This is a genomic window from Helicobacter canis, from assembly GCF_900451095.1.
Lineage (GTDB): Bacteria > Campylobacterota > Campylobacteria > Campylobacterales > Helicobacteraceae > Helicobacter_B > Helicobacter_B zhangjianzhongii.
The window spans coordinates 775589-791531 of record NZ_UGHV01000001.1 but is presented as its reverse complement, the minus strand read 5'-3'; the positions used below and the strand labels follow the sequence as shown (position 1 = coordinate 791531).

At 43.1% G+C, this 15943-nt stretch carries 17 protein-coding genes and 1 tRNA gene; 8 read left to right on the top strand and 10 right to left on the bottom strand.

What is annotated here, in order from left to right:
- Positions 1–233 precede the first annotated feature (233 nt).
- The 4 genes from DX060_RS11220 to DX060_RS03655 all read left to right on the top strand — a co-directional run bounded on the left by DX060_RS11220 (position 234) and on the right by DX060_RS03655 (position 2893).
- The gene (locus tag DX060_RS11220; protein ID WP_181814169.1) at positions 234–380 is read left to right on the top strand and encodes a hypothetical protein; all 147 of its coding nucleotides are present in this window, start codon (positions 234–236) and stop codon (positions 378–380) included.
- Positions 367–540 (top strand): hypothetical protein, encoded by a 174-nt coding sequence (locus DX060_RS11215; protein WP_181814168.1) that lies wholly within the window; start codon positions 367–369, stop codon positions 538–540. The genes DX060_RS11220 and DX060_RS11215 overlap by 14 nt, the downstream gene beginning before the upstream one ends.
- A gap of 53 nt (positions 541–593) precedes the next feature.
- The gene (locus tag DX060_RS03660; protein WP_115011208.1) at positions 594–2138 is read left to right on the top strand and encodes a flagellin B; all 1545 of its coding nucleotides are present in this window, start codon (positions 594–596) and stop codon (positions 2136–2138) included.
- A gap of 95 nt (positions 2139–2233) precedes the next feature.
- Positions 2234–2893: a uracil-DNA glycosylase family protein gene (locus DX060_RS03655; RefSeq protein WP_115011207.1), complete on the top strand. Its 660-nt coding sequence runs from the start codon at positions 2234–2236 to the stop codon at positions 2891–2893.
- A 141-nt stretch (positions 2894–3034) separates the two neighbouring features.
- Here DX060_RS03655 and DX060_RS11210 read toward each other — a convergent pair whose 3' ends face one another.
- From DX060_RS11210 to DX060_RS03645, 3 genes are read right to left on the bottom strand one after another with little or no spacing between them, the layout of a single operon-like run.
- On the bottom strand, positions 3035–3178 hold the full coding sequence (locus DX060_RS11210) for a hypothetical protein (protein ID WP_181814167.1): 144 nt from the start codon (positions 3176–3178) through the stop codon (positions 3035–3037).
- 43 nt (positions 3179–3221) lie between these two features.
- Entirely contained in the window at positions 3222–3908 is a 687-nt protein-coding gene (locus DX060_RS03650; RefSeq protein WP_115011206.1) for a 16S rRNA (uracil(1498)-N(3))-methyltransferase, read from the bottom strand.
- Entirely contained in the window at positions 3908–4327 is a 420-nt protein-coding gene (locus DX060_RS03645; RefSeq protein WP_115011205.1) for a hypothetical protein, read from the bottom strand. The genes DX060_RS03650 and DX060_RS03645 overlap by 1 nt, the downstream gene beginning before the upstream one ends.
- A 91-nt stretch (positions 4328–4418) precedes the next feature.
- Between DX060_RS03645 and hemH the strand changes: the two genes are divergently transcribed.
- The 4 genes from hemH to DX060_RS03625 are packed head-to-tail and all read left to right on the top strand — an operon-like array spanning position 4419 to position 10648.
- Complete coding sequence (gene hemH / locus DX060_RS03640; RefSeq protein WP_115011204.1) at positions 4419–5408, top strand: ferrochelatase; 990 nt, start codon at positions 4419–4421, stop codon at positions 5406–5408.
- Positions 5409–5420: 12 nt separating this feature from the next.
- Positions 5421–6026 (top strand): SoxW family protein, encoded by a 606-nt coding sequence (locus DX060_RS03635; RefSeq protein ID WP_115011203.1) that lies wholly within the window; start codon positions 5421–5423, stop codon positions 6024–6026.
- 14 nt (positions 6027–6040) lie between these two features.
- Entirely contained in the window at positions 6041–9130 is a 3090-nt protein-coding gene (locus tag DX060_RS03630) for a cytochrome c biogenesis protein CcsA (RefSeq protein WP_115011202.1), read from the top strand.
- Positions 9131–9133: 3 nt separating this feature from the next.
- The gene (locus DX060_RS03625; RefSeq protein ID WP_115011201.1) at positions 9134–10648 is read left to right on the top strand and encodes a hypothetical protein; all 1515 of its coding nucleotides are present in this window, start codon (positions 9134–9136) and stop codon (positions 10646–10648) included.
- A gap of 451 nt (positions 10649–11099) precedes the next feature.
- On the opposite strand, the gene DX060_RS11680 is transcribed toward DX060_RS03625, so the two are convergent.
- From DX060_RS11680 to DX060_RS03590, 7 genes are all read right to left on the bottom strand, one after another.
- Entirely contained in the window at positions 11100–12752 is a 1653-nt protein-coding gene (locus tag DX060_RS11680; protein WP_220176687.1) for a DUF5710 domain-containing protein, read from the bottom strand.
- Between the two features lie 8 nt (positions 12753–12760).
- Positions 12761–13051 carry a type II toxin-antitoxin system RelE family toxin gene (locus DX060_RS03610; RefSeq protein WP_258552179.1) on the bottom strand — a complete coding sequence of 97 codons (291 nt, stop codon included), beginning with the start codon at positions 13049–13051 and terminating at the stop codon, positions 12761–12763.
- A complete protein-coding gene (locus DX060_RS03605) occupies positions 13041–13349 on the bottom strand; it encodes a hypothetical protein (protein ID WP_115011198.1) in 309 nt (102 codons plus the stop codon). The genes DX060_RS03610 and DX060_RS03605 overlap by 11 nt, the downstream gene beginning before the upstream one ends.
- Positions 13346–13519, bottom strand: a complete 174-nt coding sequence (locus DX060_RS11205) for a DUF5320 domain-containing protein (RefSeq protein WP_181814166.1) — start codon at positions 13517–13519, stop codon at positions 13346–13348. Before DX060_RS11205 ends, DX060_RS03605 begins: the two co-directional genes overlap by 4 nt.
- Before the next feature lie 175 nt (positions 13520–13694).
- Positions 13695–14960, bottom strand: a complete 1266-nt coding sequence (locus DX060_RS03600) for a tyrosine-type recombinase/integrase (RefSeq protein WP_115011197.1) — start codon at positions 14958–14960, stop codon at positions 13695–13697.
- Positions 14953–15390 (bottom strand): replication/maintenance protein RepL, encoded by a 438-nt coding sequence (locus tag DX060_RS03595; RefSeq protein WP_115011196.1) that lies wholly within the window; start codon positions 15388–15390, stop codon positions 14953–14955. The genes DX060_RS03600 and DX060_RS03595 overlap by 8 nt, the downstream gene beginning before the upstream one ends.
- 417 nt (positions 15391–15807) lie before the next feature.
- A tRNA-Ser gene (locus DX060_RS03590) sits at positions 15808–15897 on the bottom strand.
- Between the last annotated feature and the right edge of the window lie 46 nt (positions 15898–15943).

The window sequence follows — 15943 nt, the reverse complement described above, 5'->3', positions numbered from 1 at the left end:
TTAGAATCGTTTTACTCTCAAACTAACTTCAATCCTAGAATCCATTTTTTACACCTTTGGCATTTAACCCTAGAATCCACTTTTTGTAATCCTACCGCCGCGACTCTCTTAGTTTTTCAGGCTTTTTAATTTCCAGCTTTTTTATCGTCATTGCGAGCGGTGCTTGCACCGCGCGGCAAAGCGTAGCTTCTTTAGTAATCCATAAGAAAAAATAAACAAAATCCTAGAATCCTTTGCTAGCTTTTTTACAATTCTTACTTACTCCTAGAATCCACTTTTTTAATTTTTCCCCTTACATTTTTAACATTTCCCTAGAATCCACTTTTGTGTTTTTGGCATTTAACCCTAGAATCCACTTTTTGAAAAGTGGATTCTGGTAAAGGTTATTTTGCTAGCGCAAAATTATGGATCGCCGCGCCGATACATCGGCTCGCGATGACTATGGGGGCGGTGCTGCTAGAATCCACTTTGACTATGGATACTAAGCAGCTGCATTACACAAGCCAACGCCCCTATCGGCAAAAATCCATTTACCTTTAATTTTGGAACACCTATTGCTTCACTTTGCTAAATCACACTGCAAAGGATGCATTATGAGCTTTAGGATAAATACAAACATCGCCGCACTAACAGCACACACCACAGGTGTGCAGGTCAATCGTGAGCTTGGCTCCTCGCTAGAGAAGCTAAGCTCTGGTCTTAGGGTCAATAAGGCTGCTGATGACGCCTCTGGTATGGCGATCGCCGATAGCTTGCGATCGCAAAGCGAGAGCTTGGGGCAGGCGATTAGAAACGCTAATGACGCTATCGGTATGATCCAAGTCGCAGATAAGGCGATGGACGAGCAGCTAAAGATTTTGGACACGATTAAGACAAAGGCGATCCAAGCCGCACAAGATGGACAGACGCTAGAATCCCGCCGCGCTCTGCAAAGCGACATACAACGCCTACTAGAAGAGCTTGATAATATCGCTAATACCACGAGCTTCAACGGACAGCAAATGCTCTCTGGCTCTTTCTCTAACAAAGAGTTCCAAATCGGCGCGTATTCTAACACCACGGTAAAAGCCTCCATCGGTCCTACCAACTCCAACAAAATCGGGCATGTGCGTATGGAGTCTTCATCAATCTTAGGTGAAGGAATGCTAGCGAGTGCTGGGGGGCTAAATCTCTCTGAAGTAAGCTTAAATTTCTTGCAAACTGATGGGGTGAATTCCTTCCAACTCGAAGCAGCCAAAATCTCTACTTCTGCTGGCACAGGTGTGGGCGCGCTAAGTGAGATTATCAACAAATTTTCTGATACTCTAGGTATCCGCGCTTCTTACAATGTCCAAGCCACAAGCTCACTACCGGTGATGTCTGGCACGGTGCGTGATTTGGTGATTAACGGCACAACCATTGGAAATATCAATGATGTGCGTAAAAACGACTCTGATGGCAGGCTGATTAACGCGATCAATAGCGTCAAGGAGCGCACGGGTGTGTATGCTTACCTTGACATCACAGGGCGGCTAAATCTTAGCTCTCCAGATGGCAGAGCTATCCAGATCCAAGGCGGTGGCGAGGCGGCGCAAGTCTTTGGCGGTGGGGATTTCAATGGTATCTCTGGGGTCAATCACGCTATCGTTGGGCGACTCACGCTTATCCGAACGGATGCGAGAGATATTCTAGTAAGTGGGGTAAATTACAGCCATATAGGATTCCACTCCGCACAAGGTATCGCAGAATACACCGCAAACTTGCGCGAGCTGCGTGGGATCTTTGGCGCAAATGTCGCAAGTGCCTATGGGGCAAACGCAAACACCGCACAAAGTGATCTCAACTGGAAAGGCATTGGGGCTGGGGTTACAAGCCTTAAGGGTGCTATGCTTGTAATGGATATGGCGGATTCTGCTAGGACACAGCTAGATAAAGTGCGAGCGGATATTGGATCTGTGCAAATGCAGCTAGTCGCTACTATCAACAATGTCTCTGTAACGCAAGTCAATGTCAAAGCCGCAGAATCCCAAATCCGTGAAGTGGATTTTGCTAGCGAGTCAGCCAACTTCTCGAAATTCAACATTTTGGCACAGAGCGGAAGCTTCGCTATGGCGCAGGCAAATGCTGTGCAGCAAAATGTCCTTAGGCTCTTGCAATAGCTCTTTGCCCCATCAATGCGCTTAAAGGCGTATTTGGGCAAGGATTCTGCATTTTCACAATCAAATCTTAAGCAAATTTCTGCCACTATGTGCTAATGATAAACTTACACGATACACACACAGACGCCGCACGCAAACGCCAGCTTTATGAGCTATATCTCGCTAGGGCTTGTGGGGTGGAGTTTGTCCAGCCAGCTAAAGTCTCTCACACGCACAATCCCATATCCCCCCACAATCCCATAAAATTTAGCGATGATCTCTCTCAAAGGATTATACACTGCAAGCTTTGTGGGCGCAGTAAGCGAGGAAGCCCAGAGCTAGGCTATATCCAAGCTAAATCCCCTGTGATCTTTGTCGTAGAATATGCGATGAGTGAAAATGGCAGGCTAGTGGATTCTAAAGCATCGCAAATGCTTGCTAATATCGCGCATAAGGTCTTTGGCGTGGCGCACTTTAGCGTGCTATCTCTGCTCAAATGCGCCTCCCACCCAGCCAGCCCGCAAGATATAGAGCTATGCGCTCCATATCTCACAAGCCAGCTAGAGGCAATGCCCCCTGCTTGTGTCGTGCTTTTTGGCGAGATGGTGCTAGAATCCTTGCTCGCCCTAGATACCAGCCATAAGGGCGCGCTGCTTGAAGCCTTTGGCAAAAAGACTATCGCCACGCACTCTATCGCCGCTCTCTTGCGCAACCCAAGCTTGAAAAAAGACTCCCTAGAGCATTTCCGCCTGCTTCAAAGCTTCATACCCAGATAGCCTAGAATCCACTTTTTTCAAAGGGATTTGGCTTTTCTAAAGAAACATCGCCTAACGGCGAGCGGTGTCCCTTGTTTTCTAAAGAAACCTGCTTCGGCTTCGCCTTGCACCGCTTCGCTTGTTTTCTAAAGAAACTTCGCTTCACTTGTTTGCCACGCGGTGCAAAAGCACCGCTCGCAATGACAAAGAAAACGCCCAAAAAGTAGAATCCTCGTTTGATAACACAGCCACAAACGCCCTTTTATTGTCATTGCGAGCGGATTGAAAATCCGCGTGGCAATCCATTTTCAAAAGTGGATTCTAATGGAGAGAGTGGATTACCACGCTCCTAAATGCCACATTTTGCAAGCAAGGCAAGGGCGGCAGTTTGTGAGCGTAGGATTCGCCCTGTATCAAACGCCACGATCTCACGCTTAGCAAAAAGCTCTCTCTCCCTGTGGCTAAAGCCCCCTTCTGCCCCAATTAGCACCCCAGAATCTAGCGCGATACTAGATGCTAAGACATCGCCGCCAATAATCTTGCCGCCAAAATCCAGCACCAATGCGTTGGGGTAGCACTCTAGGGCTGCTTGTGTGGATTCTAGGATCTCTATCTCACACAAATCACTCCGCCCGCACTGCTCACACGAGCAAACAAGTATCCGCTCCAGCCGTGCCAAATCAATATGCTGCCCTCTTTGAGAAAAATCCGCCCAAAACACACTAAGCTTACTAAGCCCTAGCTCATTGAAGCTAGGCAGGGCTTTTTCTATGGTCTTAGCCTGTGTGATCGCCCAGATGATATGCGTGTGCTTGCGCGGGGCATTGGGCGCGTGCTTGCTAGAATCTAAACTAAGCCTAGCACATCGCTTGCTAATAGAATCCACCTTGTAGGTATAAAGCCGCTCATCGCGCAAATTTCTTAGGGCGAGGTTGCTAGTAGCCTTGCTTCGGCGCGCGCTAAAAATATGCGTGAAACTCTCGCCTTCAAGCACAAGAGTCTGCGCCCCAGCTTCAGCGTGGAAGACAAATTGCATTACACAATGATCCTAAGGCTAAAGAGCAGCACCAAGCATAGCTCTATGCCATAAACCCACTTGCAAAATGTGATGTATTTGCGCATAAGCTCTTCGCTAGTCCTAGCAAGCTTAAGTCGTTTTATCCGCTTGATCTCCATAAGAAAAATCAGCAAAGTAAGCGCGATCATCGCCCCAATCTGCCAAGTCATATACCATTGCCGACTTGCTAAGATAAACACCCCGCTAAAGCTCCCCACCGCCACAAGCAAAAAGATAATAGGCATAACAAACCATAGCTTAATAATCACCTTTTGATAAGTTTTATAAGTAAAAAGTGTGTAGAGATTGATGAGAAAAGGTATCGGGAAAAATGCCATAAAAAATGCGTGGAAAAACACCATATCATTAAACGCCTTTGCGATCATATCGACTTCCATTGCTACTCCTAAGCCTAAAATCAATATGCGTTAATTTTAGCATATTATTATTTCAAACTTTGGAGACAACAACAGCTAAGGATCCCGCTCTATGCCTACACAAAGCCCAGCAAATCACACACATAAACGCGCTATTATCCTGCTTAATATGGGCGGTCCTACGGATATTTCTGGAGTGGAGAGCTTTTTGCAAAATCTATTTAGCGATCCGCTTATCCTACGGATCAAAAATCGCTTTATCCGCAAAATGGTAGGCTCATTTATCATCAATAAACGCCTAGAATCTGCCAAGCACAACTACCGCGCCATAGGCGGAGCTTCGCCCTTGCCAGCCCATACTTTTGCTTTGTGCAAGCAGCTTGAAAAGCTGGATTCTAGCGCGATCTTTACCTATGCTATGCGCTATACACCGCCATTTGCCTATGATGTGCTGCGCTCTTTATGCGAGCAAAAGGTCGATGAGATCGTGCTTTTTAGTATGTATCCGCAATTTTCTACCACCACCACCAAGTCATCAATGCTTGATATATACCACAATCTTAAAGCCCTATCCTATACCCCTAGAATCCACATAGTAGAAGACTTTCACGCGTATGAGCCATACTATGAGCTAATCGTTAGCACTATCTTAGACACATTGCAAGAGCGCGATCCTAGAGACTTCACGCTTCTGCTCTCTGCCCACTCTCTCCCGCAAAAGATAGTCGATAGCGGCGATCCCTACCCCGCACAATGCCAAAAGGGGGTAGAAATCTTGCGCACGATTTTTGCGCGGCGGGGGATAGAGTTTGCCAAAATTGTGCTAGCCTATCAGTCAAAGGTCGGTCCTATGCGCTGGATTGAGCCTTTTACAAGTGATATTATCGCCAAAGCTAGCGGTCAAAATCTCATCATCTATCCCCTAGCTTTCACCATAGATAATGCCGAGACAATCTATGAGCTAGGCATTGAGTATAAAGAGCTAGCAAAGCAAAAAGGCGTGAAAGACTATCTCCTGTGCCCGTGTATGAATGATAGCCCAGAGTTTGCTACGATGATATACACGCTTGCAAAGCAAAGGCTAGATTCTAGCCCCACTTGATAAAGGATATATATGCTCTACTCTTATGTATTTCTACCATTTATGCGCATAATTAGCATAGCAGCGATGCTATGCGCTTTGTGGCTTCTTGGCGGTTGTAAGGATCAAAAAGTGGATTCTAGTGTGGAGGCAAGCGAGCTTGATAAAAAGACCTATGCGGGATTAGAAGATGTCTTTAATGACACAAGCACTATTGAGACTAAGGGCAAATATATGCTCCTAGTCTTTGGGGCAAATGGCTGCACATATTGCGAGAATCTAAAAGATGACATAAAAGCCCATAAAAATCTCCGCACAATGCTTAAAGAGCAGTTTAATGCCTACTATATCAACACAAGTTATAGCAAGCTCCATACATTCCGCATAGGAGAGAGCGATACGCTACAAGACCACGCAATCCCCACGCGCCAGCTCGCACAAATCTACCGCATAGGACCGACCCCGACCTTAGTCTTTGCCACCAAAGATGGCAGGACGATCCTGACTTATCCTAGCTATCTCCCGCCTAAGCAATTTAGCGCATTGCTAGAGTTTATCGCACAAGGCTCGTGGCAAAAGGCAAATGGCGATGAGAAGCAAATCGCCACAATGCTGCAAAAACACCTGCAAGCTTTATAGCTATTGGAGATGATATGAAACCCTCTATAACACCCCCTGCTAGCCCTATTAGGATCCTCAAAGCTTTTTACTCCTTTAAGGTCATTTTGCCCATTATATTTTTCTACGCGCTAAGTTGCGCGATCGCTACATTTATAGAGAATGACTATGGCGCAAATGCTGCTTATACGATCATTTATGGCTCGTGGTGGTTTATGCTCTTGCATATATATCTTGCCATTGCCTTGCTTGCTAGCTTTATCCACTCCTGTGCCTACAAACGCAAAAAATACGCCTCTATGCTGCTGCATAGCTCATTTATCGTGATCATCATAGGGGCTGGGATCACGCGGTATTTTGGGACAGAGGGAATGATGTGGATACAAGAGGGCAAGAGTGCGAGCTTCTACTACTCTAATGATAATTACATCAATATCGCCGCGCTAAATGACTCGTGGCAAAAAGACTATGCCCAAATCCCTGCTAATATCAATGCCTTTAGGGGGATTTTTACAAATTCACGCATTAAAGATAGCGCGATGATCTTTGATAAGCCCGTGGAAGTTCTCTCACAAGAAGTCGCGCTAATCCCCAATAAATCCCCAAGAAATGCCCCAATGCTACTGCGCTTGCTTGTAAGCTACAATGGACAGACAAAGCCTATCGAGCTTATAGGGGGGAATGGCTTTTCTAATGAACACGCCGCGGTGCGTGAAGAAATCGGCGGAATGAAAATGAGCTTCCACTGGGGATCTAGGCGCGTGGAGCTGCCCTTCTCCCTACGCTTGCTACAATTTGAGAAAAAGACCTATGCCGGCACGGATAATCCTTCTTCTTATGCCTCAGAGGTGGAGATTTTAGACGCGCAAGGCTCTCTTATCAAGCCTTTTAGAATCTTTATGAATAATGTCTTAGATTTTGGAGGCTATCGCTTCTATCAAAGCGATTATTTCTTCAACGAAGAGGCAGGCAACTACACTAGCGTGCTATCTGTCAATCACGATCCGGGCAAGCTCCCCACCTATATCGGCTATGCGATGCTAATCATCGGGGCATTGTGGCTGCTGTTTGACAAAAATGGTCGCTTTATGCAGCTAGCACGCTTTGTCTCTAGCCATAATCTCGCGCAAAAAGGCGTGCTTGCCCTTGTGCTAGCATTAGGGCTACTCTATACTCCACCCCTCCACGCAAACACGCCCAATATACAAACCCACGGCAAGCAAGGCACGCCACTTGTAGAGACAGGCGCGACACAAAAAGTGGATTCTAGCAAAGTGGATTCTAGCAAGGCGGATTCTAGTGCGGCGCAAACCTCACTGCCAGATAATCTTATGCAATTTCTTACTACTAGCAATCACCTTTCCAGCGAGCAAATAGAGTCCTTTAAGCGCGTGTGGGAGGATTTGCGTAAAGATCCGGATAGTATTGACCCAGCGCATAGACAGGAGCGTATTGCACTTTTGCGCGATAATGCTAGGGAGTTTGCCACCCGCCTTAGTAGAATCCAGATCCAAGACTACGCCGGTAGAATCCAGCCTTTTGACACAATGGCTATGCACATTATGCATAAAATCTCTAGGACAAATGGCTTTGAAGGGCTAGATAATACCCAGACCCTAATGGGAGCTATGATCTTCCCTAGTGATTTTGTAAGTGCTAATCTAATCCATACCAAAACCCCAAAACTCCGCGCGATCCTAGGCGTGCCACAGGATAAGGTGCGCGTATCGTTTATGGATATTTATGACACACAAACAGGAGAATCCAAGCTGCATAATTACTTCGCTGATGTGCAGCACAAAAGCGAGAGCGAGTGGAATGCCTTTGATAAAGATGTGCGCAAGGTAACAGAGAGCTATGAGATTGTAAAAAGCGTGCAAACACTCCTTTACTTGCGGATTTTCCCAGACCCTAGCACAAAGCGGTGGTTTTCTGCCACAGAGCTTACCTACCTCTTGCTCCAAGGACAGCTGCCTATGCAAGAATATGAGCCGATGATACAAAAAGTGGATTCTATGATGAATGCGCTTTTTATGGGTATGATTCTAGGCGTTAGCACAAATTCGTGGGATCTTGGGATCTCTGCGCTAAAGAGCCTAGAATCCTATCAAGAGCAAAATGGCGGAGAGGATTATGTCAGCCCTAGTCGCATAGAGTGGGAGATCGCGCTTAATCACTACAATATTTTTGAGACACTTATCCTGCCTTATACGCTACTAGGCTTGCTTGGGCTGCTTATCGTGCTTGTGTATATTTACAAAGATCGCGCTGTGCCTAGGAGAGTCTATCGGGTATTTTTCGCGCTTATTGCTCTGTGCGTCATAGCCCACACGCTTGGGCTTATCGTGCGCTGGTATGTCTCTGGGCACTCTCCGTGGAGCAATGCCTATGAATCAATGATCTACATCGCGTGGGCTTCTGGGATCGCTGGGGTGGTGTGTTTCCCACGATTTATGCTAGCTCTTTGTGCGACAAGCTTTTTCTCTGGGGCGAGCCTTTTTGTCGCTCATCTAGGCTATATGGATCCACAGATCCAAGATCTAGTGCCTGTCTTGCAGTCTTATTGGCTTAATATCCATGTCTCTGTGATTACCGCAAGCTATGGATTTTTGGGGCTTTGCTTTGTGCTTGGAGCTTTCACACTTGTGCTATTTATCTTGCGCAAGCCCGATAAAGCGCATATAGATAAAGCTATCATTTCAGTCAATGCCATCAATGAAATGACGATGATTTTAGGCATTTTTATGCTTACAATTGGGAATTTTTTGGGCGCGATTTGGGCGAATGAGTCGTGGGGGCGATATTGGGGCTGGGATCCTAAAGAGACTTGGGCGTTGATTGCCATTGGCATTTATGCCATTGTCTTGCACCTGCGCTTTATCAAGTTTAGCAATCTGCCCTTTGTCTTTGCCACAGGCAGTGTGCTGGCATTTTATAGTGTGCTAATGACCTATTTTGGGGTAAATTACTACCTAGCAGGCAAGCACTCTTACGCCGGGGGCGATCCTGTGCCTATGCCGTGGGAGATGTATGTGTTTATCGCTATCACGCTTGTGCTCATCATCATTGCTAGTTTCAAAAAGACCCTGCCCGCACCTAATGTGGCTGGCAATGGGGCTAGCTAAGTAATGCGTGCGCTAGCGTGGGTGGGGGTATTTCTCCTATGTAGTGTGCTAGGGCTTGGTGGGCTACTCTTCACCAAAGCTGGCAATACAATCTTACTCCCCTTTGCCCAAAGCGCACTCAATCACTCCTTGCCTTTTCAAACACAACTCCAAACCCTAGCGATCAAAGTGGATTCTATATATGCAGAACTTGTGCTAAACAAAACACTTGCCATCGTGCTAGAGGGGCGGCACTCCCTAGGGCGCAAGCTTGATATACAAGCTAGAATCCACTTTTTGCATACAGGCACTGATCATAAAGAGTTCGCACCACTTGGCTACTTACATATACAAGGCGATCTAGCAAACTACACCATACAATCTACAAATCCGCAATCTACAAATCCGCATAGCTCCACAGAAATCTCCTTTGCCCTATTTGCTCGTATGGAGTTTTTGTCCATACAAGAATACACGCTTGAGCTGCGCGCTGTGCCTATGGAGCAAGTGGCGCGATTTTTTGACATAGACATCAATGCAAAAGGCACGCTCTCTATCCTAGCCCAAGAGCAATCCCAGATCTTGCAGCTACGCTTACAAAGCGACAAGCTCTCCTTAGGTGCGCTTGATATGGGCATAAACACACTTTACTACAAGCGCGATAGCACGCACCAAGAGCTAGCTGGCACATTTAGCGTAGGGGGTGAGATCATCACAGCACTAGGCAAGTCTAATGGCAAGGAAGCCTTGCAAAGCACTCTTTACTCTTCACGCCAAGCCCCTATGGCTTCTGCGCAAACACAGATTCTTGATAATGCGCTAGCTTATAGCTTGCATATCAGTGATCTTGGGGCGTTTGGCAGTGTATTTGGCTTTGACATACAAGGTGCGCTAGAGCTGCAGGGCAAAATTAGTGCTGATAATGGAATCACCTTTAGTGCTGCTAGCTCATCTTTGGGCGGAGAAAGCACGCTTACTTTGGAAAAAAATATCCTAAAATTCAGTGGCGAAAATCTCTCGCTTATGCGTATCTTGCAGCTACTAAAAGCCCCTACAATCCTAGAATCCAGCCTTATGGTAGAGAGTGTTTATAATCTCGCTTTCCACAAAGGCACGATCAATATTGAAGGGCAAAATTTCGCTATCTTGCTTGATGATCTTGGTGCTTTTGGGCTAGAAGCCTTTGACACACAAGACAATGCCCAAGATGCGTGGGGCGTGGGCTTTGATACAAAAGTGGATTCTAGTCTAGTCGTAAATGGGCAAATAGAGCGCGCACAAATCACCGCGCAAGCTACCATAAAATCCCAAGACCAAAGCCTACGGACAAGCAAATGCACTATTGATCTAGCCACACAATCACTTGATGTAGAGTTTTTAGAATCTGCAATCACACTGCAAGGCAAGCTTAGTCAAATGCAAGCCCCACAAATTAGCCAAACACCAGACACGCCAGAAGCAGAAGACCTACAAACAATCTATGAAACACAAGATCTGCAAGAAAACACGAAAGACATAGAAGAAATACAGGGAATCTAAAGTGGCGGACAGATAGCGTAGCGAACTAAAGCCATAAAATACCGATATTAACGCTATTTTATGGGGATATAATTTTTAACTTTCCATTATAATTTCCAAAAAAGGCTAGTTGGGATTGGTGGCATTTCAACGCTGTTGCAATCTTGTAGCATAATCGGCGTAGCCGATTATCGCTTACGCTTCAATCGGCATACACTGAACTTTTGCCAACCGCTGCACTGCGTTTGCTTGTTGGCAAAAAATGTGCTTTGATTGCTTCGCTTACGCTTTGCACTAAAAGCACGGATAATACGCCAAAAGAAAGTTGGCAGTCAAAGGCAGATTCTACTTTTATTTGGCGTATCAACTGCCTTTTTGCGTTAGCACAAAGGCTTTGAAAAATCACGCAGGGTGTAAGCCCTGCTAAGATTTTTCAAAAAAAAAAAAAAAAACAATTTTTGAAAATTTGAATTTATCTCTCAAAATCATCTTTTTTGCTTTTAGCTTTAGCTTGGATTTGGACTTGTCTAGGCTCTTGTTGTAGCTCTTGATGTGCTTTTTTAAACTCTACTAACTCAATGATTATGGGCTTTAGAATCTCAAAATTGCGTATTTGTTGTGCTTTCACTTCATCGCCATCACAGAGAATCTTTACTATCTCTATAAACTCACTTTGAAACTTTCTGCTTAGTGCTTGGAAAAACTCTTTTTCCGTTCCATAATTAGCCCTTAAATCGTTTAAATCATCTTGGGTAATACCTACCCATTGCTTTGACTCTAAATCGCTTATTTTTGCTTCTAAGGCTTCATTTGTAGATTTTAGAGCTTCAATCTCGGTTTTATGCCTTTCTTGTATCTCTTGCTTTGCTTCTGTGATAGCGGTGCTTAGGTCATCTTGGGTAAATTGCTTATTGTTTTTGGCGTTTTCTAGGGTTTGCTTTAAAAGGTCTGTGCGGATTTTGTAGTCATCTTTGTCGCAGTATCCCCACTCAATCATTTCTTTTCTTAAGGCTTCAAAATCCGCTTTGATGGCTTTTAAGCTCACAATCTCTTTTTGAGCTTTCTCTAATGAGATTTGTGCGGAGTTGCGTTCAGCACGCATACTAACAAGTGCTTCATCTTGTTCTGTTGCTTTTTCGTGTAGCTCCGCGATTTCTTGGGATTTTGTCTTAAAGTTTTGTGGTAACCACTTGGCAAAGGGAGTAGAATCCACTTGTGGTATATACCACTGCTTTTTGTCTTTGTCCCACTTGGCTCCTAGCCCCTTTGCTTCGTCTTTTTCATTGTATGGGACATTAAGATAGATTATCTCGCTTTTATCGCTTGTGAGCTTGATTTGTGGTTTTTGTGGCTCTTTTTGATTCTCTTGCTCTTGTTTGATATGTTGCTCTAGCTCCAATCTCTCAAGCTCTTGAGCTTGTGCTTTATAGCGATATTGGTAGTGGTTTAAATGATAAGCCCCTGTAATACGCTTATCAATACCACGCTCCATTTGCAGAATCTCGGCGACTTCGGTTTGAAAATCGCTCATTACTTTTTTATTGACTTCGCGCCATCTATTTTTTCCAGTGTTTTTATCTAGTGTGATAAACTCAAAATGCGCGTGGTGGTTGATTTCTAGGGGTGTTGGGTCGCCTTTGACATTTTTGGGATAATGCCCCTCATCTCTATGGATAGCGATTTGATAGCATTGGAATCCATATTTGGACTCAAAATGCTTGGCTACTACTTCTAAATCTTGCATTGTAGTATCAGGCTTGATAAGAGCTACTGCGGAATGCTCATAGTCTTTTGCCCTAAACTTTGGGGCTCTTTTGCTTTTGTTGGCTTCATAGGCTTCTATGGCTTGTCGTATCATTTGCTCTTTAAGCTCTATGGCTTCATCGGCTGTGCGATTGACTTCAAATTCTCCATCTTTGATATGCTCTGCTCTCAATGAGCGGTCGTTGTGCATTACATTAAAATTGTTTTTTATGCTTTTAGCAAAGTTAATGCAACTTTTTTTCTTGCTATTGGTGCTAGGCTCTTTGTGCTTGGTGGCATAAACTTCACACCCCCTAAAAACACTCTCTTCCTCTTCTCTTGCCACACGCTTCAAATAGGCTTTTTGCTGATTGGCAGTCATAATTGCTCCTAATAAGCTCCTTGCCTATGGGTTATTTCAATAATTTGGACTATTGTAATTTCGCCATTTGCATTGACTTTGCCTATCACTCTATAATTACCAAATCTCCAGCGATAGCGATTATCATCAAAGCCTTTTAAGTGCTTGGCGTTGGCTAAGAATCTAGGGTCGCTCTCTAGACTTGGCAATTGATTGTAGAGAAAATCAAAAATCGATAAAGCTACTTGCTGTTGATTGCTATGAAGTAATTTACTAAGAAACTTATCTGCCTTTTTTTCTATAACAACTTTAATCATCATCGCTATCCGCAGTATTCATATAATTTAGCGTTTGATTGTGGATTGCAGCTTTTTGCTCATCACTCATAGAGTTTAAGATTTTTTTTGCAGTGTTTGCAGATGTGGATTTATTAAAATCCACAAACTTTGGCTCATTGACTTTCTCATTGAGCTTGGATTTTAGATAAGCAAATAAGGCTTCATTTTCTTTCTTTATCTGCTCTGCTTTTTCAATCTTTTTCTTGGTGCTTTCTAAAGAGTTAAAAATTTGCCTAGCAGTCATATTCTCATATTTAGCATAATCAATTTGTGGATTCATTTGCTCTCCTTTTTGTCGCTATCCCACGCTATATCTTTGAGATTTTGCAATGTTTTCTTTGTGGAATCTAAACTTAGTTGCAAATCTTTTATACTTTTTTGTATGTCTTCTAATTGAGATTCTAAAATTGTAATTTCTCGTTGCAAGATGAGTTTTTCTTTGTTATTCATTTTTGTATCCTTGAGTTATATGCTATGTTAGAGTATAACAAAATTTTGTAAATTTTCGCTACTTCTAACTTTGATTTATCAATGTTAGAGTAATGCGCATTACTCTAACATAGCTATACGCTAAATTAGAGACTGCGTTAAATACTCTAACATTGATTGCAACTTTAATTGTAGGTTATAGCTCAAACGCACACAAACTATGCAAATAATCTCCATACCACTGCATTAGGATTCTAAGCTGTTCTAGGCTTGCCTTTTCTCGCTCATAAGCGTATTTAATTTCATTATCTGTTTTGTGAGCTAAGGCAGATTCTATCACTTCATCGCTTATGCCCTTTTGGAGTAGCTCTGCTTTATGCAGTGAGCAAATTGTTCTAAATGTCGCACGGAATCCGTGTGTGGTTAGTTTATCTCTATATTTGCTATTGTTAAAGTTTCTCAATGCTTTGCTTAGTGTGTCTCTATGGATATGCCCTAGCCTACTAAATGTTGGAAATACAAATGCACTACCAAAATATCCAAAGTCTTTTTGTTGTGCTTCTAGGATTTTTAGGGCATAGCTATTGAGTGCTATTTTGTGATCTTTGCCCATTTTCATTTCATTTGCCGGAATACTCCAAGTAGCATTTGGCATATCAATATGACTCCATCTAGCACTTGCGGTATTGATAGGGCGATTGACACATAAAATCTGCAAATAAATCGCCCTTTTTGTTTGAATATCTAGTGTGGTGTTACGCTTTAAATCATTTAAAAATTCTTTCAAAATTTCATTGCTAGTAAGGGCGGCAAGGCGTGAATCTATCCCATTTTTAGTATAAAATTTAGATTTAGTAGGAAACTCCTGCCTTAGCCCAAAGGTTGGATTATAGTCAATGTAGCGGTCTTTTAAGGCTATGCTAAAAATGCCATTGAGATGAAGTGATAGCCGCTTGATAGTTTCTAAGCGGCTTTTGTGTGGATTGCTTGGGTCAAAGACAGCATTAAGCAAGTCAAGCAAATAGGAGAATTTAATATCTTTGACATCTAAATCCGCTAAATCTGGGAGTAAGTAACGCTCACACAGGGCTTCCACTTGCTTTAAGTATTCTTCGCTAATACCGCGCTTTGCTTTTTGCTTCAAATATCTAACATAAAGATTTTTGAAAAGGTATTTTGTAGAATCTAGCTCGCCACTAGTTTCTATAATTCTTAATCTCTCACACGCTTCCTTTCTTGCATCAGCTACGCTATATATTCCAGCACGAAATTGAGATAGCTTTATACATTTCTCATTACCACCACTTCCAAGAATCCTTAATGCAAAAGTCTTAACACCGCTAGGATAGACAAACAAGATAAGCTCTTTAGGATTACCCACAACTAAGCGATATTGCTTCTCTTTTGGTTGTAATGCTCGTATATCTTTGTCAAAAAGAATCTTTGTGGCTACTCTACTCATCTGCACTATCCATTTTTCTATATCGTATTACAAACGCATTATAATCCTGCTCACTGCAAGCTTTAGGACCTATGAAGTAGGGGTTAATATGATATACACTGCCCTTTTTTTTCATAAAGTTGCTATCAAGCAAAAATTTAAACAGCTCGTTTATTGTGCTTTTTGCCACTTGTGTTTGCTCTGCTATATGCCTTTGTGTGTATATCAAATTGTTTTCCCTATCCAAATGCTCTACAATCCAATGGATTACTTTCATTTTAGAATGGCTTATGCCCCTATCTAACAATGCCATAAGCGGAGCAATGCGCACTCTTTGCCAAGGCACATTATCGCCATAATATTCAATGATTTCTTGTAAATTAAGCACTTCGCCTGTTTCTGCATTAACAAATTGCTTTGCACCAGCTATTTTTCTTTTTGGCTCTTTCATAATGTTTCCTTATCAAAGTATGAAAAATCCTACCAAAAGTTCGTAAATAATTAGAATTATTGGTATATTATAGACTACTTTTTGGGGAATTTTGGCGGTATTTGTAGGTCGCCAGAATGGAACTTGTTTTGAATACAAAATTGTTATAAAACATCGTTAGGTAGGACATTGCAAGGGTTTTTCTCAAAAAAATTCCCCTCTCTAATAGAGAATAGAGATAAATATATACGCGTGCGCGTAATACAATATATGCGAAAATTTTACCTTTCCAATAAACTTCCCAATAAAAACTAAAAGTTTTTGCAAGTGTTTTGTATGAAAAATCAAAAAAGTGAAAGTCAGTTTGCGATAGGTAGGGGGTTGTGGGGGGTTTATTTGCAAAAAAATCAAAAAAGTGAAAGTGAAATAAATGTCAAGTGGCGGACAGAGAGGGATTTGAACCCTCGAGACCCGTTAAGATCTGCACCCTTAGCAGGGGTGTGGTTTCAGCCACTCACCCATCTGTCCGTAGCAAAATAAGGGGCTAATTCTAAACTAAAATTTATAAAACAAA

Coding starts and splice junctions, on each gene's coding strand:
- DX060_RS03660 (WP_115011208.1), top strand. CDS start 594: ATGAGCTTTAGGATAAATACAAACATCGCCGCACTAACAGCACACACC.
- DX060_RS03655 (WP_115011207.1), top strand. CDS start 2,234: ATGATAAACTTACACGATACACACACAGACGCCGCACGCAAACGCCAG.
- DX060_RS11210 (WP_181814167.1), bottom strand. CDS start 3,178: ATGGATTGCCACGCGGATTTTCAATCCGCTCGCAATGACAATAAAAGG.
- DX060_RS03650 (WP_115011206.1), bottom strand. CDS start 3,908: ATGCAATTTGTCTTCCACGCTGAAGCTGGGGCGCAGACTCTTGTGCTT.
- DX060_RS03645 (WP_115011205.1), bottom strand. CDS start 4,327: ATGGAAGTCGATATGATCGCAAAGGCGTTTAATGATATGGTGTTTTTC.
- hemH (WP_115011204.1), top strand. CDS start 4,419: ATGCCTACACAAAGCCCAGCAAATCACACACATAAACGCGCTATTATC.
- DX060_RS03635 (WP_115011203.1), top strand. CDS start 5,421: ATGCTCTACTCTTATGTATTTCTACCATTTATGCGCATAATTAGCATA.
- DX060_RS03630 (WP_115011202.1), top strand. CDS start 6,041: ATGAAACCCTCTATAACACCCCCTGCTAGCCCTATTAGGATCCTCAAA.
- DX060_RS03625 (WP_115011201.1), top strand. CDS start 9,134: ATGCGTGCGCTAGCGTGGGTGGGGGTATTTCTCCTATGTAGTGTGCTA.
- DX060_RS11680 (WP_220176687.1), bottom strand. CDS start 12,752: ATGACTGCCAATCAGCAAAAAGCCTATTTGAAGCGTGTGGCAAGAGAA.
- DX060_RS03610 (WP_258552179.1), bottom strand. CDS start 13,051: ATGATGATTAAAGTTGTTATAGAAAAAAAGGCAGATAAGTTTCTTAGT.
- DX060_RS03605 (WP_115011198.1), bottom strand. CDS start 13,349: ATGAATCCACAAATTGATTATGCTAAATATGAGAATATGACTGCTAGG.
- DX060_RS11205 (WP_181814166.1), bottom strand. CDS start 13,519: ATGAATAACAAAGAAAAACTCATCTTGCAACGAGAAATTACAATTTTA.
- DX060_RS03600 (WP_115011197.1), bottom strand. CDS start 14,960: ATGAGTAGAGTAGCCACAAAGATTCTTTTTGACAAAGATATACGAGCA.
- DX060_RS03595 (WP_115011196.1), bottom strand. CDS start 15,390: ATGAAAGAGCCAAAAAGAAAAATAGCTGGTGCAAAGCAATTTGTTAAT.